Below are 17,304 nucleotides of genomic sequence, written 5' to 3'. Positions count from 1 at the left end.
TCCGCCGGACGCCCATACTCTGACGCCCCGTCAGGAAATTCGCCAGAGTCCCGGAGGTATGCGATGCCACTGCTCACCGGCAGGACCGTCGTGGTGTCGGGTGTCGGAGCGGGGCTCGGCCATCAGGTCGCGGCGGCCGTGGTGCGCGACGGGGGCAACGCGGTGCTCGGGGCGCGCACGGAGGCGAACCTGGCCAAGGCGGCGGCCGAAATCGACCCGGACGGCGCGCACACGGCGTTCCGCGCGACGGACATCACCGACGAGGGGCAGTGCGAGGCCCTGGCGGCACTCGCGGCGGAGCGCTTCGGGCGGCTCGACGCGGTGGTCCATGTCGCCGCCTGGGACAGCTACTTCGGCGGTCTGGAGGACGCCGACTTCGCGACCTGGCGGTCGGTCATCGACGTGAACCTGCTCGGCACGCTGCGGATGACCCGGGCCTGCCTGCCCGCCCTGAAGGAGCGCGGCGGCTCGGTCGTCATCATCGGCACGCAGTCGTCGGTCGCCGCGCCGAGCCAGGTGCGGCAGGCGGCGTACGCGGCCTCGAAGGGCGCGCTGACGAGCGCGATGTACTCCCTGGCACGGGAGCTCGGTCCGCACCGGATACGGGTCAACACCGTGCTGCCCGGCTGGATGTGGGGCCCGCCCGTCGAGGCGTACGTGCAGTTCACGGCGTACACCGAGAAGGTGCCCGAGGCGGACGTGCTGAAGCGGCTCACCGAACGGATGGCCCTGCCCGAGCTGGCCACGGACGGGGACGTGGCGGACGCCGCGGTGTTCCTGGCGTCCGACCGGTCGCGGGCGATCACGGGACAGTCCCTGCTCGTGAACGCGGGCGAACTCATGCGCTAGGCGGCGCGGTGGGCTCGGCCCCCTCTCCCAGGCGCACGGGACCCGCATCCCGTACGGCTGTCGGTTGGTCATTGCTGCTGTGGTGCTGCTGTGGGTGGTGCTGTGGTTCTGGCGAAGTGCCCGCTCATCGTGTGTTCCACGTCACGAGCACGACAACAGCCCGACGGGTAAAGTAGAGGCAAAATCGTTCTGCTTTCTGATCTGCGTTCATATCTGTGACCACGAGAGGTCTTGACCGGCTGGTCGAACCAGCGGTTCAATCCCCGAAGTCCCCGCTCCCGCACGGGGGCGCCGCCCTCCCCAAGCTCTCGGGCTCGCTCGAGCAGGGGGGACCCCATGGGTACTGGCGAAGTGCCGTCCGGTATCTGCAGGTTCACAAGGCGGACCCCTGGAGGGGGCACATGAACGGTCTCGACTGGGCCGTCCTGGTCGCGTACTTCGGCGTCATGACCGCGATCGGTGTCTGGTCCCACAAGCGTGTGGACGATGTCAGCGACTTCTTCACCGCGGGCGGCAAGATGCCGTGGTGGCTGTCCGGCATCTCGCACCACATGTCGGGCTACAGCGCGGTGATGTTCACCGGTTACGCCGGCATCGCGTACACCTACGGCATCACCTCGTACGTCACCTGGGCACTGCCCATCGCCATCGGCGTCGCCATCGGCGCCAAGGCCTTCGCGCCCCGGCTCAACCGGCTGCGCTCACGACTGCACGTCGCCTCACCGCTCGAATACCTCAAGGACCGCTACAACGTGCCGACGCAGCAGGCGCTGGCGTGGTCCGGCATCCTGCTGAAGATCGTGGACGTCGGCGCGAAGTGGGCGGCCATCGCCACCCTGCTCAGCGTCTTCACCGGCGTCACGCTCACCCAGGGCATCCTCATCACCGGCAGCATCACGGCGGTGTACTGCACGATCGGCGGGCTGTGGGCGGACGCGCTGACCGAACTCGGCCAGTTCATCATCCAGTTGCTGGCCGGTCTGGCGATGCTGATCATCGCGCTGAACAAGATCTCCGACCAGGGCGGCCTCTCCAAGGCGCTGGACTCGCCGAAGCTGCACGGTCACGCGGACGGGTTCGCGGGCCCGTACATGACGGTGTTCTTCATCGCGTACCTGTTCATCAAGCTGTTCGAGTACAACGGCGGCATGTGGAACCAGGCCCAGCGCTACATGGCGACGGGCAGCGCGAAGCAGGCCACCCGGTCCGCCTTCCTCTCCGCCGGTCTGTGGTTCGTGTGGCCGGTCATCCTGTTCATCCCGATGTGGCTGTCGCCCCTCCTCGTCACGGCGCAGAAGCCGGACGGCTCGGACGCGTACGGGCTGATGACCGAGCAGCTGCTGCCGCACGGTCTGCTGGGCCTGGTCGTGGTCGGGTTCTTCTCGCACACGATGGCCATGTGCTCCTCGGACGCGAACGCCATCGCGGCCGTGTTCACCCGGGACGTGGCGCCGGTGCTCTCCAAGGCGGCGCGCGCCTGGGACACCCGTGCGGGGCTCATCGCGGGCCGCGTCACCACCGTCGCCTTCCTCGGCTTCTCCATGGCGGTGGCGACCCAGGTCAACTCCCCCACGTTCAAGGACATCATCACCGTCGTCATCAAGTGGGTGGCGGGGCTCATGGGACCGATCGCGATCCCGTTCATCCTGGGTCTGCTGCGGCCGTTCCGTAAGTCCGGCCCGACGGCGGCGCTGACCAGCTGGGCCTGCGGTCTGCTCGCCTTCTTCTTCGTCAACTACAACCTGGACTTCTCCCAGCGCACGGACGTGAAGCTGGAGTACCAGGTCTCCGTGCCGATGGCCATCTCGCTCGTCCTGTACATCCTCATCGGCTTCCTGAAGCCCGAGGACACCCCGGAGCGGGACGCCCTCATCGAGATCATCAACACGGACGACGACGGATCGGCCGCCGCGGCGGTCCCGGCCCCGGCGGGGGCGCCGGACGGGGTGGTGGGCACCCCGGTGAAGGACTAGAAGGACGAACGGAGCGAGAGGTCAGGGAAGGTCCGGGGCGTACGGTGCGTGCGCTCCGGGACGGCTCAGGCCCGCGGGTAGCGGGCGAGCCACCCCGGGGAGGATCCGGTGGGCCCGTGCAGCGCGGGCCCCTGGGTCATCTCCATCGCGAAGTCGTCCGCGAGGACCAGCACCGTGGGACGGCCCTCCAGTTCGGCCAGCCAGGCCGGCGGGAGGGCCGTCTCGCCGTGCAGGGCGCCCAGCAGTCCGCCGGTGAGGGCGCCGGTCACCGCGGAGGGACCGCCGTGGTTCACCGCGAGGCACAGACCGTGCCGGACGTCCTCGCCGACGAGCACGCAGTACACCGCGACGGCGAGCGCGCCCTCGGCGGTGCCGCCCGCGGCGAGCTCCTCGACCGCCGGTGAGGGCATCCCCTGCCGTACGGCGCCCAGCGCGTGCTGGAGCGCGTCGGCGACCCGCTGGTGCCCGGGACGGGTCGCGAGCAGCGCGAGGGCCTGCTGCACGGCCGCGTCGAGGTTCTCGCCGCGGGCGAGCGCGTGCACGATCACGGCGTACGCGCCCGCCGTCAGGTAGGCCGTGGGGTGACCGTGCGTCTGCGCGGCGCACTCGACGGCGAGTTGCATCACGAGCTGCGGCTCCCAGCCGACCAGCAGCCCGAAGGGCGCGGAGCGGGCGGCGGCCTCGGGGCCCGGCTCGCCGGGGTTCTTGGGCGCGTCGAGCGTGCCCATGATCTCGTCGGCGAGGCCGAGGATATTGGCCCTGGCCGGGTCGCGGCGGGCGTAGAGCCACTCCTCGCGGGCCAGCCAGCCGTCGTCCTTGCGGCGCTCGTCGGGCCCCCAGTCGCTCTGGGTGGCCGCCCAGCGGCGGTAGGCGCGGTGCACGTCGGACGGCGGATGCCAGGCGCCGGTGTCGCGGCGCACCTGGGCACGGATCAGCCCGTCGACGCTGAACAGGGCGAGCTGGGTGAGGTGCGTGACGGCGCCGCGCCGGCCGTACGCGGAGGCCAGGTCGAGGAGACCCTCCGCGCCGTGCGCCGACCGGATCTCCTCCAGGGAGAGCGCGTCGAGCGGCGCGCCCAGGGCGTCACCGACGGCCGCGCCCAGCAGCGTTCCGCGGACCCGGCTGCGGAAGTCCTGCTGTTCACCACGGCCCCAGACGGCACCGGCTGTCGCACCCACCGAGACCTCCTGAGGCACCGTCCGTACGTCCGACAGCTAAGCACTGTAATCGAACGGGAACGGTCGGTTGAGGCCGCGGATCCATAAAGGGGATGTGGTCCTGGTGTCCCCAAGCGGTCGGGTATGGGCAGTGTTCGGGAGAATTCGCAGGCTTCGGACCCGCCCGCCGTCAGTCCGTGTAGCGCGCCCGGATCGCGTCGCGGGCCGCAGTGACCGTCGTGAGGCGCGGGGTGAGACGGGCATGGTCGCTGCCGGGGCCGAGCAGGAGTTCGGTGAGGATGTCCGCGAGCTCGGCCAGGTCGTCCCAGTCGGGGTCCGCGGCCAGGACCTCGGCCAGCCCCCGGTCGGCGTCGGCCCAGTCCCCGAGGGCCCAGCCGATGATGCACCGGCCCGACAGACGGGTGAGCTCGTCCGGTTCCTCCGTGTCCAGGAGCCGTTCCAGCTCACGCCACCAGGGTTCCGCGGCCGCCCGGCCCCGGGACCGCGCTTCGGTCATCGCCAGCAGGAACGTGCCCGGTACCGGTTCCTCGGCACGGAGCCGTTCCGAGAGGTGCCGGGCCCGCGCCCACTCCCCGGTGTGCCGGAAGACCTCGACGCGCAGGTAGTCGAGGTCGAGGTCGAGGTCGAGCGGGTCGTCCTGGCCCGGCGCCGGGTCCGCCTCGGACAGCCGGGCCATCGCCTCGTCCCACCGGCCGCAGTGGAGCAGCGTCTCCACGATCTTGCAGCGTGCCGTGTCCCCGTCCCGGTCCCGGCCTCCGGCCCCGCCCAGGGCGATCAGCCGTTCCCAGTCGGCGAGGGCCTGCTCGGTCCGCCCGGTTGCCAGGAACACGTGGGCTCGCTGGTCGTACGCGTAGGCGTAGTCCGATTCGGCCCCGAGGGCCCGGTCCAGCCAGGTCAGCGCCGCCGCGTAGTCCTTCAGGTCGCGGTAGGTCGCTCCCAGGCAGCCGAGCGCCGAGGCGTTGCCGGGATCCCGCTCCAGTACGCGCCGGAAGACGGTGATCGCCTCCTGGTGCCTTTCCTCGATCCGGAGGGCGTTGCCCAGCTCGACCTCGATCCAGTCGGCCTCCGGACTCGCCGCGAGCGCGCGCCGCAGGTCCTCGTTCGCGCCGGACAGGTCCTCCAGCCGCCACCTCACCCGGGCCCGCATCACCAGGGCCCAGGAGTAGTCCGGCTCCAGCGCGACGGCGCGGTCGAGATCGGCCAGCGCCCGCGCGCTGTCGCCCAGCTCGTGGTGCGACACCCCGCGGCCCGCGAGGGCCGAGGCGTAGTCGGCCTTGAGGCCGATGGCCCGGCCGAGTTCGGCGACGGCCTCCTCGAAGCGGCCCGCGAGTCGGTAGGCGTCGCCCCGTTCCGACGCGACCCAGGCGGAGTCCGGCTCGAGGCGGGCCGCCCGGTCCAGATCGGCGAACGCCTTGTCCCACTCGTCCGTGTCACGGCGCAGCCGGGCCCTGCGGACCAGCGTCCAGAGGTGGTGCTCGTCGATGCCCAGCGCGCGGTCGAAGTCGGCGCCCGCCGCCTCGAACTGGTCGAGGGCGTGCCGGCACACCGCTCGGGAGGCCAGCGATTCGGCGTCCGTCGGGTCGAGGGCGACGGCCCGGTCGAAGTCGGCCACCGCTTCCTCGAAGCGGCCCGCCAGGCGGTGCGTCTCCGCCCGCTCCGCGATGATCCACCCCGTGTCCGGCCGCAGCTCGTCCGCGCGGTCGAAAGCGGCCAGCGCCGCGGTGAAGTCACCCAGCAGCTGGTGGGTGAAGCCACGGCCGTAGTGCACCCGCGCCTCGTCCGGGTCGATCTCGACCGCCCGGTCGTACTCGGCCAGGGCCCGCTCGTACTCCCCGCCGTTGCGCAGCTCCCTGGCCCGCACCCCGTGCGCCAGGGCCCGGCCGGGGCCGCGCAGCGCGGGGCGGGCCAGCAGCAGATCCATCGCCCCGGACACCCCGTCCTCGTCGTCCGCGAGGGCCTCGCTCAGTCCCCGGCCCAGTTCGCGCAGGGCCGGGTCGCCCGCCGCGTCTCCGGCCTCCTGGAGCATCCTGGCCCAGTTGCGCCCGGCCACCTGATCGGCGCGGCACGCCTCGACCACGTTGCACAGCACGTCACCCAGCGCCGCGAGCGGCCTGGCGCACAGCCGGTGGTACGACTCCTCCAGCAGCAGCCGGCGCCACGGCTCGTGCTTCCACACCTCGTCGGGAGCGAACAGTCCGCTCCCCGCCTCGCCGCGCCAGCGGCCGAAGACCTCCGCGAGCCTCTCGTGGCGCTCGGTCCAGCCGCGCGGGGAAAGGCGCCGCTGCAACCGGAGCATCGGCTCGCGGACCAGGCCGTGGTACCGGACCCGGTCACCGCGGCCGTCCACGAACGGCAGCCCGCGCAGCCAGCCGAACAGCGCGTCGGCGTCCTCGTCGGCGCACTCCACGGCCGCCCGGAACACATCCAGGTCGAGGCTCCGGGGAAGGGCGCACGCGAGGGCCACCGCCCGGCGGACCGGGTCCGGTTCCCACTTCAGGAAGCGTTCGACGGCGGTGGCCGAGGGGTCGCCGATGTCGTCGGGGTCGGCGGGGCGCTGCTCGGCCAGTGTCGAGACGAGCAGGGGCAGTCCGCCCGTGAGGCGCAGCACCTCCTCGACCACGGGCTCCGCCACGACCCCCTTGTCGGCGAGGAGGCCCCGCGCCTCGGTCTCCGTGAAGGGGCCGAGGGGCAGGTCGGTGACGAAGTCGGTGAAGCCGCCCCAGCGGGAGGTGTCGAAGGGGCGCTGCCCTGCGGTCACCACGACGACCGTGGCGGGCAGCAGGCCGTGCTCCCGGGTCGCCATCACCGCGTGGAGCCACGCGTCGAGGAACGGTCCCGTCCGCTCGTAGGTGTCGAAGAACAGGACGATCCACGGTACGGCCGACGCCGCCTCGGAGAGCTCCGCGATGAGGACCGGGGTGAGCACGGCGTGCGGCGACAGGACCAGCTGCACGTCCTCCTGGCTGCGGAGTCGGGCGCTGAGTCCGGCCCGCAACCGGTCCGCGCCCTGGGCCAGTTGGGCGGGGTCGAGGACCCCGGCGAGGGCACCGACCCCGGGCACCATCCCCAGCCCCACCAGTCCGGCCCGCGCCACCGTCAGGCTGCCCGCCGAAGGGCCGGGCCGCTCGGACTCGGGCGGGGCGAGGGCGGCCGCCTCCGCCTCGTGCCGCCGCTCGCGGTACGCCGTCAGCAGGCGGTCCAGTTCCTTGAACCGGTGCCCCTGCGCGGCGAACCGGCGGCTGATCGCCGCCATGGCCTCGGGCAGGCTGCCGACGCTCTCGTCGACGTAGGCCGTCAGCGCGCCGCGCTCACGCGCCAGTTGTTCCATCTCGCGGACCAGGAACGTCTTGCCGACGCCCGCGTTGCCGTGCACGTGGAACAGGAACCGGTGCCGCTCGTCCTCGGGTGGCAGGTCGAAGTTGGCGCGGAAAGTGGCCCGTTCGGCCCCGCGCCCGACGAACCCGTGCCGCCGCCGCCCCTCGATCAGCTCCTGCATCGACGGCCGCGCCCGCGTCATCGGCCCGCCCCTCCCCCGTGGTCCGCCCGGTCGTCCCCCAGTCTGACGCAACCCGTCCTGGAACGCGCGGTGATGACGGGACGCGTACGGGCGGCCGGACCGCGCCTCCGGCCGCCCGCTTCGACGGTGGTCAGTGCCTGGGGACCGGCGGGATCACGGGTCGATGCCCGCGCCCGCGCCGAGCTGCCTGATCTGCGTCTCGCTCAGGACCCCCTGGTAGGCCTGCACCTCGTCCACGTCGCCGTGCAGGTACTCGCCCCAGCCGTCACCGGCCTTGGCCCTGCCGACCTGGAGGGCGCCGCTGCTGTGCCGGCCGTTCGGGAAGTCGGCCGTGTCCCCGGCACCGAGCTGGCCGTCGACGTACAGCTTGATCGTGTCGGCCCCGTCGTCGTAGACCACGGCGAGGCGATGTCCGAGGCCCTCGCCGCCGTCGGCGCTCTCGACCTCGGACACCACCTTCTCCGGGGCTCCGGCCTCGTCCTTCTCGGGCATCACGAGCTGCCAGGCGTGCGAGGACGGCTCGTAGCGCACCTTGAAGGCGTCGGTGTGCTCGCCGGCCTGGGAGAGCACGGTCATGGGGTGCGCGGGCTCGGAGTCGGCGAGCCGCACGACGGCGCCGACGGTGAAGCTGTCCCCGGTGTCCACGGCCGGTCCGTCGAGGGCGGCGTGGCCGCTCTCACCGTCCAGGTGCAGATGCCCGTCGCCGACCAGCGCCTCGGGCACGTAGGGGCAGTCCGGGTCGAGCTCCGGAAGGCAGGAGGCGTCGGAGTACCGGTAGATGGTCGCCCCGGGGCCGAGCCGCAGCGGGGAGCCGCCCGCCTGCTCGGGGCTCGCGCCGTCCGTCGCGTTGTCCAGCGACCAGTGGCCGAGCCGCTTGGGCGTGCGGTGCACGAGTGCGGTGACCTCGTCCGGTACGACGACCCGGTCGTGGACCTGTACGTCACCGAGGTCGCCGTGCCAGCGGTCGCGGTAGCCCGAGGCGCCGCGCGCGCGGCCGATCTGGAACGCGCCGGCCGCCTCGGCGGGAGTCGCGTCCGCCGCGGTGCCGGTCTCACGGCCGTTGACGTACAGCCGCGCCTTGCCGGTCTCCGCGTCGTACAGCCCCAGCAGGTGGGCCCATTCGCCGGTCTCGGGCGAGCCTCCGGAGGCCCGCGCGTCACCGATCGCGAACGACCAGGCCGGGCCGGAGTCCTCGGTGCGCAGGCCGAGCGAGAAGCCGGGCGCGCCGTCCGCGTCCTGGGAGGCGACCGTCATGGTCCGGCCGGTCTCGGCGGGCCGTACCCAGGCGCTGACGGCGAAGGACTCGCGGAGGTCGGTGGCGGGGGCGTCCGGGGTGAGGAAGCCGTGTCCGCCGCCGTCCAGCGCGACGGAGGAGGTGAGGGCGGTGCCCGAGGGCGCGGGGCCGCCGAAGGTCACGCCGGTGCCGGCGCGGGCGGCGGTGCCCGTCTCGGCGGCGGCGGTACGGGAGCCCGCCGGGTCGGTCAGCTTCCAGTGGGCGACGGAGGCGCGGCCGGAGTGCACGACGATCCAGTAGGTGGTGACTCCGCTGACGCGACCGGAGCGGTCGACCGCCTGGACGCTGAGGTAGTCCGGGCCCGACCGCACCGGCAGGAAGCGGATGGTGGCGGGACCGCCCGGCTCGTCCGGACGCACGGTCGTCTGCGGGCCACCGATGAAGTTGTAGCGGTACCCGACCACGTCCGGGGAGGGGGAGTCCATCGTGAACGTGCCGTAGACACCGACGCCGTCCTGGAGCTGGTCCTCCGGATAGTCGGGTGAGGTGACGACCGCCTTGTCGGGGCTCGCGTCGTCGTACACGAACGAGCAGACCGATCCGGCGCCCTCGTCGCTCCACGCCGAGGTGGCCTGGCCGTCGTTCGCGCGGACGTGCCAGGAGACGACCGTGTTCGCGGGGATGTCGGAGGGCAGCTGCCAGCTCCGTCGGCTCCCGGAATGGCCGTCGTTGGTGGTGAACGTACGACGCTGCTCGGCGCCGGCCGCGTCCGTCCACCAGGCCTCGAAATCGCCCTTGACCCGGTTGACCTCGTAGGGCTGGTTGTCCTCCTCCGGGTCGTACAGCACCGCGTCGAGCGTCGGCGCCGAGGACACGTACACCGTGTCGGCGCCCGTCGCGCACGCCCTGCCCTGGGTCGCCAGATCCGCGACGAGCGGCTGCTTCGGCGGCAGGTTCTCGAGTGCGTACGCGGTGCCGGCCGCGGTGGTCAGCAGCGCCACCGTGCAACACCCCACCGCCAGCAGTCCTCGCCCGACCGCTCTTCTGGAATCCTTCAAGTCGCCCTCTCCTGTTGGCATTTGAGGCTCGTTGATCAAGTGAGCCGCATGAAGGTAACAGGGAGCACCGACAGGACGGAAAGGGATTTCCCTCAGTCGAGCACCGGCAGCAGCTCCGGCAGATGCCCGTCCGAGGCCGCCGCCGCGCGCTGCCGCTCCTGCGGGACCTCGCCGTAGAGGGTGGTGCGGGGCCTGGCCGGGCGGCCCGCCGCCTCGGCGACCGCGACGAGCTCCTTGACCGACTTGTAGGAGCCGTAACTGGAGCCCGCCATCCGGGAGATGGTCTCCTCCATCAGGGTTCCGCCCAGGTCGTTGGCGCCGGAGCGGAGCATCTCGGCCGCGCCCTCGGTGCCCAGCTTGACCCAGCTGGTCTGGATGTTGGGGATGTGCGGGTGCAGCAGGAGGCGGGCCATCGCCATGACCGCGCGGTTGTCGCGGGTCGTCGGGCCGGGCCGGGCGATGCCGGCCAGGTAGACGGGGGCGTTGGTGTGGATGAAGGGGAGCGTCACGAACTCCGTGAAGCCGCCGGTCTGCTGCTGGATGCGGGAGAGCGTGCGGAAGTGGCCGAGCCAGTGCCGGGGCTGGTCGACATGGCCGTACATCATCGTGGAGGACGAGCGGATGCCGAGTTCGTGGGCCGTCGTGACCACCTCGATCCAGGTCGCCGCGGGCAGCTTGCCCTTCGTCAGGACCCAGCGGACCTCGTCGTCCAGGATCTCCGCGGCCGTGCCGGGGATGGTGTCCAGGCCCGCTTCCTTGGCCGCCGTCAGCCATTCACGGATGGACAGGCCGGTGCGGGTGGCGCCGTTCACCACCTCCATCGGGGAGAAGGCGTGGACGTGCATGCCGGGGACGCGTTCCTTCACCGCCTTCGCGATGTCGAAGTAGGCGGTGCCGGGCAGGTCCGGGTGGATGCCGCCCTGCATGCACACCTCGACCGCGCCGACGTCCCAGGCCTGGGCGGCGCGGTCCGCGACCTGGTCCAGGGAGAGCGTGTAGGCGTCGGCGTCCGTGCGGCGCTGGGCGAAGGCGCAGAAGCGGCAGCCGGTGTAACAGACGTTGGTGAAGTTGATGTTGCGGGTGACGATGTACGTGACGTCGTCGCCGACCGCCGCCTTGCGCACGTCGTCGGCGATCCGGCACAGGGCGTCCAGCGCCGGGCCGTCGGCGTGCAGCAGCGCGAGGGCCTCGTCGTCGGTCAGCTTCGTCGGGTCGTCGGCGGCGGTCGCGAGCGCGGCCCGTACGTCCGTGTCGATCCGGGACGGCACCATGCCGGGGGCCGCGGCCTCCCGCAGCGCCTCCCAGTCGCCGTACACCGCGTCGAAGTCGTCGCGGCGGTCGCCGGTGCGGCCCTCGGTGTCGATGGTGTGGTGCAGGTCGGTGCGCCCCGAGGACGTGAAGGCCTCCTCGGGCTCCTGCCAGGGGTGGCCCTCGACCACCGCGTCCGGCACCGCGAGGCCGGTCTCCGGGTCCGCCAGGGCCCGGACGTGCGGCAGCAGACGCGGGTCCAGCCAGGGCTCGCCGCGCTGCACGAACTCCGGGTAGACACACAGGCGTTCACGGAGTTCGAAGCCCGCCTCGGCCGACTGCTCGCGCAGCAGCTCGATCTGCGGCCAGGGGCGCTCGGGGTTGACGTGGTCGATGGTCAGGGGCGAGACCCCGCCCCAGTCGTCGATCCCGGCGCCGATGAGCCGCCCGTACTCGCTGTCGACCAGGTTGGGCGGGGCCTGGAGACAGGCGGCCGGGCCCATGATGTGCCGGGCGACGGCGACGGTGGCGACCAGCTCGTCCAGCTCCGCGTCCGGCATCCCGCGCATCGCGGTGTCCGGCTTGGCGCGGAAGTTCTGGATGATCAGTTCCTGGATGCCGTGGTAGGCCCGGGAGATCCGGCGCAGCGCGAACAGGGAGTCGGCGCGCTCCTCGTACGTCTCGCCGATGCCGATCAGCAGCCCGCTGGTGAAGGGGACGGAGGAGCGGCCCGCGTCCTCCAGGACCCGCAGCCGGACGGCGGGCTCCTTGTCCGGGGAGCCGTGGTGCGGGCCGCCGGGCTCGGACCACAGCCGGGTCGCGGTCGTCTCCAGCATCATGCCCATCGACGGGGCGACCGGCTTCAGCCGCTGGAAGTCGGTCCACGACATCACACCCGGGTTGAGGTGCGGCAGCAGGCCCGTCTCCTCCAGGATGCGGATCGAGATGGCCCGTACGTACGCGATCGTGTCGTCGTAGCCGTGCGCGTCCAGCCACTCGCGGGCCTCGGGCCAGCGGTCCTCCGGCTTGTCGCCGAGGGTGATCAGCGCTTCCTTGCAGCCGAGTTCGGCGCCCCGGCGGGCGATGTCCAGGACCTCGTCCGGGGACATGAACATCCCGTGGCCGGCCCGGCGCAGCTTGCCGGGGACGGTGACGAAGGTGCAGTAGTGGCACTTGTCGCGGCACAGCCGGGTCAGCGGGATGAAGACGCTCTTGGAATACGTGATGACACCGGTGCGGCCGGCCGCTTCCAGGCCCGCGTCCCGCACCCGCGCGGCGGAGGCGGTCAGGTCGTCGAGGTCCGCGCCGCGGGCCTGGAGCAGCACCGCCGCCTCGGTCACATCGAGCGCGACGCCGTCCCGCGCGCGCTTGAGTGCGCGCCGCATGGAGTTCGCCGTCGGCCCGGATCCGGGAGTCGCGCCCGTTGCGGAGGTCGTCATCCTTCGAGCATACGGTCGAGGTGATCAGGTATCGCCGGGCCTGACCCCATTCGGGCCGCACGGCATCTGGCGGTCTCCCCGAAAGCCGCCGATTCCCTGGGCGTGCACCTCTGTTCACAGCCTGCTCCGACAGTGGTAAGTGACACTTCGCATCACTCATCTCACTGTCACGCTCGACACCTTGGGGAGCAGCAGTATGTGTGAGGACGACCACGGCATAGGCAGACGCGCTCTGTTCGTGACGGGAGCGGCGGCCGCGCTTACGTTGGGAAGCGTGACCTTCCCCAGCGGTGCGGACGCGGAAGCGGCGGACAACCAGGAGACGAGGACGGTGCGCGGCACCCTCCCCACCGGCTCCCCCGACTTCGTGTACCTCCCGGTCGAGGTGCCGGACGGGGTCGCGGAGATCAAGGTCTCCTACACCTACGAGAGGCCGTCCGTCCCGGCCGGCACGGCGGGCAACGCCCTGGACATCGGCATCTTCGACGAGCACGGCACGGAGCTGGGCGGCCGTGGCTTCCGGGGCTGGTCGGGCGGCGCGCGCACGGAGTTCTTCATCCGCTCGGACGACGCGACCCCCGGCTACATCCCCGGCCCGGTCCGCCCCGGCACCTGGCACATCGCGCTCGGCCCGTACACGGTGGCGCCGCAGGGACTGACGTACGAGGTCACGATCACCCTCACGTACGGGAAGCCCGCTCCGGCTCCGGAACCGGTGTATCCGCCCTCGCGCGCCAAAGGCCGCGGCCGCGCCTGGTACCGCGGCGACTGCCATCTGCACTCCTGGTACTCGGACGGCCGCCGCACCCCCGCCGAGATCGCGGCACTGGCGCGGGCGGCGGGCCTGGACTTCATCAACTCCTCGGACCACAACACGCATGCCGCGCATCCGCACTGGGCGGACCAGGCGGGCGACGATCTACTGATCATGCTGGGCGAGGAGGTCACCACGCGCAACGGGCACGTGCTGGCGCTCGGCACGGACCCGGGCACTTTCGTCGACTGGCGCTACCGGGCCCGCGACAACCGCTTCGGCCGGTTCGCGCGCCGCGTCCGAGGCGCCGGCGGGCTCGTCGTGCCCGCCCATCCGCACGCCACCTGCGTCGGCTGCGGCTGGAAGTTCGGCTTCGGGGAGGCGGACGCGGTCGAGGTGTGGAACGGCCCGTACACCCCCGACGACGAGATCGCCCTCGCCGACTGGGACAGCATGCTGGTCGCGTCCGTGCGCGGGGGTCACGACTGGCTCCCCGCGATGGGCAACAGCGACGCGCACCGCGACCCCGACCCGGTCGGCTCCCCGCAGACGGTGGTCCTCGCCGACGACCTGACCCGCGAGGCCGTCCAGGAGGGCATCCGCGCGGGCCGCTCCTACGTCGCCGAGTCGAAATTGGTCTCCCTCGCCTTCACGGCGTCCGGCGCCAAGGGTCAACACGCTGGGATCGGAGAGCGGTTGCGGGTCGATCCGGACACGCCGGTCACCGTCCGTCTGGAGGCCACCGGCGCCCCGCGCTGCACCGTCCGCTTCGTCACGGACCAGGGCGTGCTGTTCACCAGTGCCCCGCTGCCGGTCGCGGGCTCCGGCACGGTGGAGTGGCGTACGACGGCGTCCTACGCGGCGTACGTCCGAGCGGAGCTGCGCCACGAGACGGCGGCGGGGCCGGTGCCGGGGGCTTTGGCGGGGTTCACCAACCCGATCTTCCTGGGGGCGTAGCCCAAGGGGAGCGTGAGGGAGACCGTGCTCCCTCACGCCCACCCCTGGCGGCTCTAAGAGGGCATCTGATCTGCGTTCAGGCCGATGAGTGCTGGGTGTCCGTTTCGATTCGCCACGTTGGCGTGGATTCTCCCGTCAGTTCGCGGGACATTTGGTTAGCCATTGCCCAGTGGATCACCGTGCGGGATCTCTGTGGGAGGGCTTCGTAGTCCCGTGCGAGTCGGCGGTGCTGCAGTGGTCGCTGGACCACTTCCACGTCAATGCCGAGCGAGGCGCCGTGGTTGAGGATGCTGCTCTGGTATCCGCCGTCGGCCCAGACCTTGGACACGCCGGGATGGGCTGCCGCCAGGTCGTCGAGCAGGAGCTTGCCGCCGGCGGTGTCGTGCACGTTCGTGGCGGTGATCGGGACGGCCAGGACCAGGCCGAGTGTGCCGTTGCGTTCACTGCCATGGTCGGGAGTGCTGTCGCCGAACCCGGCCCTTCGGTGCCAGGTCAAGTGACTCATCGCTTCAACCAGATCCGGTAGTGGCCGTTGTGCTCGACGAAAGGCACGGTTCGCAGCAGGTGGGACCGGACGTCGTTACTGGCGCTGTGGAAAGGCAGGGCGGCGAGAAGACGGTAGTGCGGATTCCCTTTCAGCGCGTCCGTGATAACGCCGTTCACCCGTGGGTTGGTGAACCCGTCGAGGACGACCAGGTCGAATTCGCCGTTTCGCAGCGCCTTCCAGTAGGCATCGGTGCCGGTGTGGCGGACGCCGTGCCCGTCCGTGTACTCCATACCGAAAACGCTCTGCCACTGGCGGTGAGCCGTCCTGTCACGCAGGTAGTAGACGGGTACCTCGGGCGTTGAACTGAGGTAGTGGCCCTTGCGGTTCACGTGGGAGGAGATCGTTCGGATCATCGTCGAGGAGTCGGGCCAGCTTGCGAAGCGCCAGTCTGCCTGCGAGATACCGATGCACAGCGTTGCCGACCACAGAGCAATGCCGAGGTGGGTGTGGCGAAAGTGCGCGCCCACCAGTCGCGTCACGCCCACGCCCGCCATCGGGGCGGCGAAGAGGAGACCGAAGCCGACATGCTTGAACAGCGCCACGACCGTCCCCAGGTGCATTTGATACGCGGGCGCGAGCAGCGCTGTGGCGCACATCAGCGCCCCGAGCAACGACCGCTGTACGCGTCCCGGGCCGCTCGACCCAGGAGCGAGCGGTGACTCGTGCAAGCGATAGCGCCGGGCGTACGAGATCCCGCCCGCGACTGCTGCGAGGAACAGTGGTCCGCCCCACGCGATCGACTGCTCAAGCAGGAACATGGCCCCGTCGGAACCATGTTCACGGTTGGTCGTGGTCTGGCGCACTCCTGCCGACAGATCGGTGCTGTACATGCCGAGCACAAGCAGAGCACTCATACCGAGCACAAGCAGCAAAGCCCGAAGGAACGCGCTGCGGCGCCGATGCGGCAGTGCGGTGAGCAGGGCCAGTGCGACGATGGTGGGCAGGTAGAGGGCGGCCGCATACTTCACACCGACAGCCAGGACGGCGACGGGCGCGGCGAGGAGCACACTCGGAGCGGACATCCCAGCGGTGCGCACGACGATCCAGGTGGCCGATGCCAGGAGGAACACGGCGGGTGCGTCGTAGGTGGCCAAGTGCCCCATGACGATGGTCGACTGCACCACGGAGAACAGACCTGCGGCGGCCAGCCCCGCCCGCTCACTGAAGAGCCGCCGCGTGAACGAGTACAGCAGCGCAGTGGTGCCCAGCATGAAGAACAGGCTGAGCATGCGCGCGCCGGACAGTCCGAATCGGCTGTCCACGACGGCCGCGAGTACCGGGTACAGACGTGGCGAGCCGGAGAAGTACGCGGCGTAGTTGGTCTGCACCGCTGTCCCGTGGAGCAGGTGGCTCACTTCGGCCCGACCGGCTGTGAGGTAGAGAGCCTCGTCCTGGAACGCCGTGTTCGACAGTCTCAGTGAGAGTGCCGCCTGGAAAGCCAGGATCGTCAGCAGGACGGTCCGGCTGATCCAGGTGCGCCGTCGGCATCCGGCCGAGCTCCATGCGACCGTGGGCACCTTCGGCAGGTGGTGAGCCGGCGCGTGGTGGTCGTCGACCTGTGCGGGGGTGGAGGAGAAGGTTTGGGAACCGTGCTGCGTGGGTGTCATCGGACCTTCCGCACGTCGAAGCCGTAGAGGTCATCGGCGCTCAGACGCCGGAACTCTGCGGCGCCCTCCGGGCTCGCGTCCAGCCGCCAGTCGGCGCGCGCCTTGTGGTCGAACCAGGCGAACCCGACGAGGCCGGGGGAGGCGGCGACTCCGTGGAACAGGGCACGCACGTCTTGAGCGCGGTGTCGGCCAGGCATGGCGGCGGTCTCCAGGAGGAGCTGCGGCTTTCGGCTGAAGCGTGCGATCTCCGTCAGGGTCGTTTCGAACAGGCCGTCGAAGGAGCGAGGGTCCCAGTCGGTGAAGTAGCCGATCAGACCGACCCAGTCGACGTACGCGTCGCCGGGGTAAAGGGGGCTCAAATCCTTGTGTGTGCCTGGCTGAACGATGTTCGGTGACCAGGTCCAGATCACGTTGGTGGCCCCGGCAGCCTCGAAGACATCGTGGACGTGACGCCAGGCCCTGACGTACTCCTGTGGCCTGGTCTCGGTGGTCCCCCACTCCTCCCAGTCGCCGTTCATCTCGTCCGCGAAGCTGATGGCGATCGGGATGTTCAGTCTCCGGACCGCCTTCGCGTATTCCCGGAGATAGCTGTCGGACGCACCGTCGGCAATGCGGGTGAGCGTCGTTCCGTGCGGCTCCCAGGAGACGACTGTCATCGCCCCCGAGTTCCAGGCGTTGCGCGTGCCCGAGGCGTCGAAACTGTCGCCCCAGCCCGCGTAATAGACGATCAAGTTTGGCTGTTTGCCGACCTTCCGAGCCCAGTCGAGCACCGGCTCCATGGAATGCGGGGCTTTGGGCCGGGACACTCCGAAGTACTTCTTCGACGGGCGCAACAGCGGGCCTACGTCGTAGGGCGAGGCATCGGCAGCCGCCACGGCACCGCCATGGCGGCCTGCTGCGGTTGGGGCGCAGGCGGATGCTGCGGGCACGAAGGCTGTGAGAG

Annotated in this window: 10 protein-coding genes; 3 read left to right on the top strand and 7 right to left on the bottom strand. The window is 71.2% G+C overall.

Features of this window, described 5'->3' with window-relative positions; genetic code table 11:
• Positions 1 to 63: 63 nt before the first annotated feature.
• Together OOK38_RS16130 and OOK38_RS16125 are read left to right on the top strand one after the other, a co-directional pair.
• Positions 64 to 849: an SDR family oxidoreductase gene (locus OOK38_RS16130; protein WP_266759787.1), complete on the top strand. Its 786-nt coding sequence runs from the start codon at positions 64 to 66 to the stop codon at positions 847 to 849.
• Positions 850 to 1,250: 401 nt separating this feature from the next.
• A complete protein-coding gene (locus OOK38_RS16125) occupies positions 1,251 to 2,822 on the top strand; it encodes a sodium:solute symporter family protein (RefSeq protein WP_266759788.1) in 1,572 nt (523 codons plus the stop codon).
• 65 nt (positions 2,823 to 2,887) lie between these two features.
• Here OOK38_RS16125 and OOK38_RS16120 read toward each other — a convergent pair whose 3' ends face one another.
• The 4 genes from OOK38_RS16120 to OOK38_RS16105 form a co-directional block, all read right to left on the bottom strand.
• On the bottom strand, positions 2,888 to 4,000 hold the full coding sequence (locus OOK38_RS16120) for an ADP-ribosylglycohydrolase family protein (RefSeq protein WP_266759790.1): 1,113 nt from the start codon (positions 3,998 to 4,000) through the stop codon (positions 2,888 to 2,890).
• Positions 4,001 to 4,169: 169 nt separating this feature from the next.
• Positions 4,170 to 7,517, bottom strand: coding sequence for an ATP-binding protein (locus tag OOK38_RS16115; protein WP_266759791.1), 3,348 nt, complete (start codon positions 7,515 to 7,517; stop codon positions 4,170 to 4,172).
• A gap of 153 nt (positions 7,518 to 7,670) precedes the next feature.
• Entirely contained in the window at positions 7,671 to 9,830 is a 2,160-nt protein-coding gene (locus OOK38_RS16110) for a LamG domain-containing protein (protein ID WP_266759793.1), read from the bottom strand.
• A 71-nt stretch (positions 9,831 to 9,901) separates the two neighbouring features.
• Positions 9,902 to 12,496: a bifunctional FO biosynthesis protein CofGH gene (locus OOK38_RS16105; RefSeq protein WP_266759795.1), complete on the bottom strand. Its 2,595-nt coding sequence runs from the start codon at positions 12,494 to 12,496 to the stop codon at positions 9,902 to 9,904.
• Between the two features lie 196 nt (positions 12,497 to 12,692).
• Here OOK38_RS16105 and OOK38_RS16100 point away from each other — a divergent pair, with 196 nt between their 5' ends.
• Positions 12,693 to 14,207, top strand: a complete 1,515-nt coding sequence (locus OOK38_RS16100; protein ID WP_266759797.1) for a CehA/McbA family metallohydrolase — start codon at positions 12,693 to 12,695, stop codon at positions 14,205 to 14,207.
• A gap of 76 nt (positions 14,208 to 14,283) precedes the next feature.
• Here OOK38_RS16100 and OOK38_RS16095 read toward each other — a convergent pair whose 3' ends face one another.
• The 3 genes from OOK38_RS16095 to OOK38_RS16085 are packed head-to-tail and all read right to left on the bottom strand — an operon-like array spanning position 14,284 to position 17,140.
• On the bottom strand, positions 14,284 to 14,712 hold the full coding sequence (locus OOK38_RS16095) for a transposase (RefSeq protein ID WP_266759799.1): 429 nt from the start codon (positions 14,710 to 14,712) through the stop codon (positions 14,284 to 14,286).
• Complete coding sequence (locus OOK38_RS16090) at positions 14,709 to 16,361, bottom strand: glycosyltransferase family 39 protein (RefSeq protein ID WP_266848546.1); 1,653 nt, start codon at positions 16,359 to 16,361, stop codon at positions 14,709 to 14,711. Before OOK38_RS16090 ends, OOK38_RS16095 begins: the two co-directional genes overlap by 4 nt.
• Entirely contained in the window at positions 16,358 to 17,140 is a 783-nt protein-coding gene (locus tag OOK38_RS16085; RefSeq protein WP_266848545.1) for a glycoside hydrolase family 26 protein, read from the bottom strand. Before OOK38_RS16085 ends, OOK38_RS16090 begins: the two co-directional genes overlap by 4 nt.
• Positions 17,141 to 17,304: the final 164 nt, after the last annotated feature.

Source organism: Streptomyces sp. NBC_00568 (genome assembly GCF_026341855.1).
In the GTDB taxonomy this organism is placed as follows: Bacteria; Actinomycetota; Actinomycetes; order Streptomycetales; family Streptomycetaceae; genus Streptomyces.
Note: the sequence above shows the minus strand (reverse complement) of the source record. Positions and strands in the feature narration are given on the sequence as shown.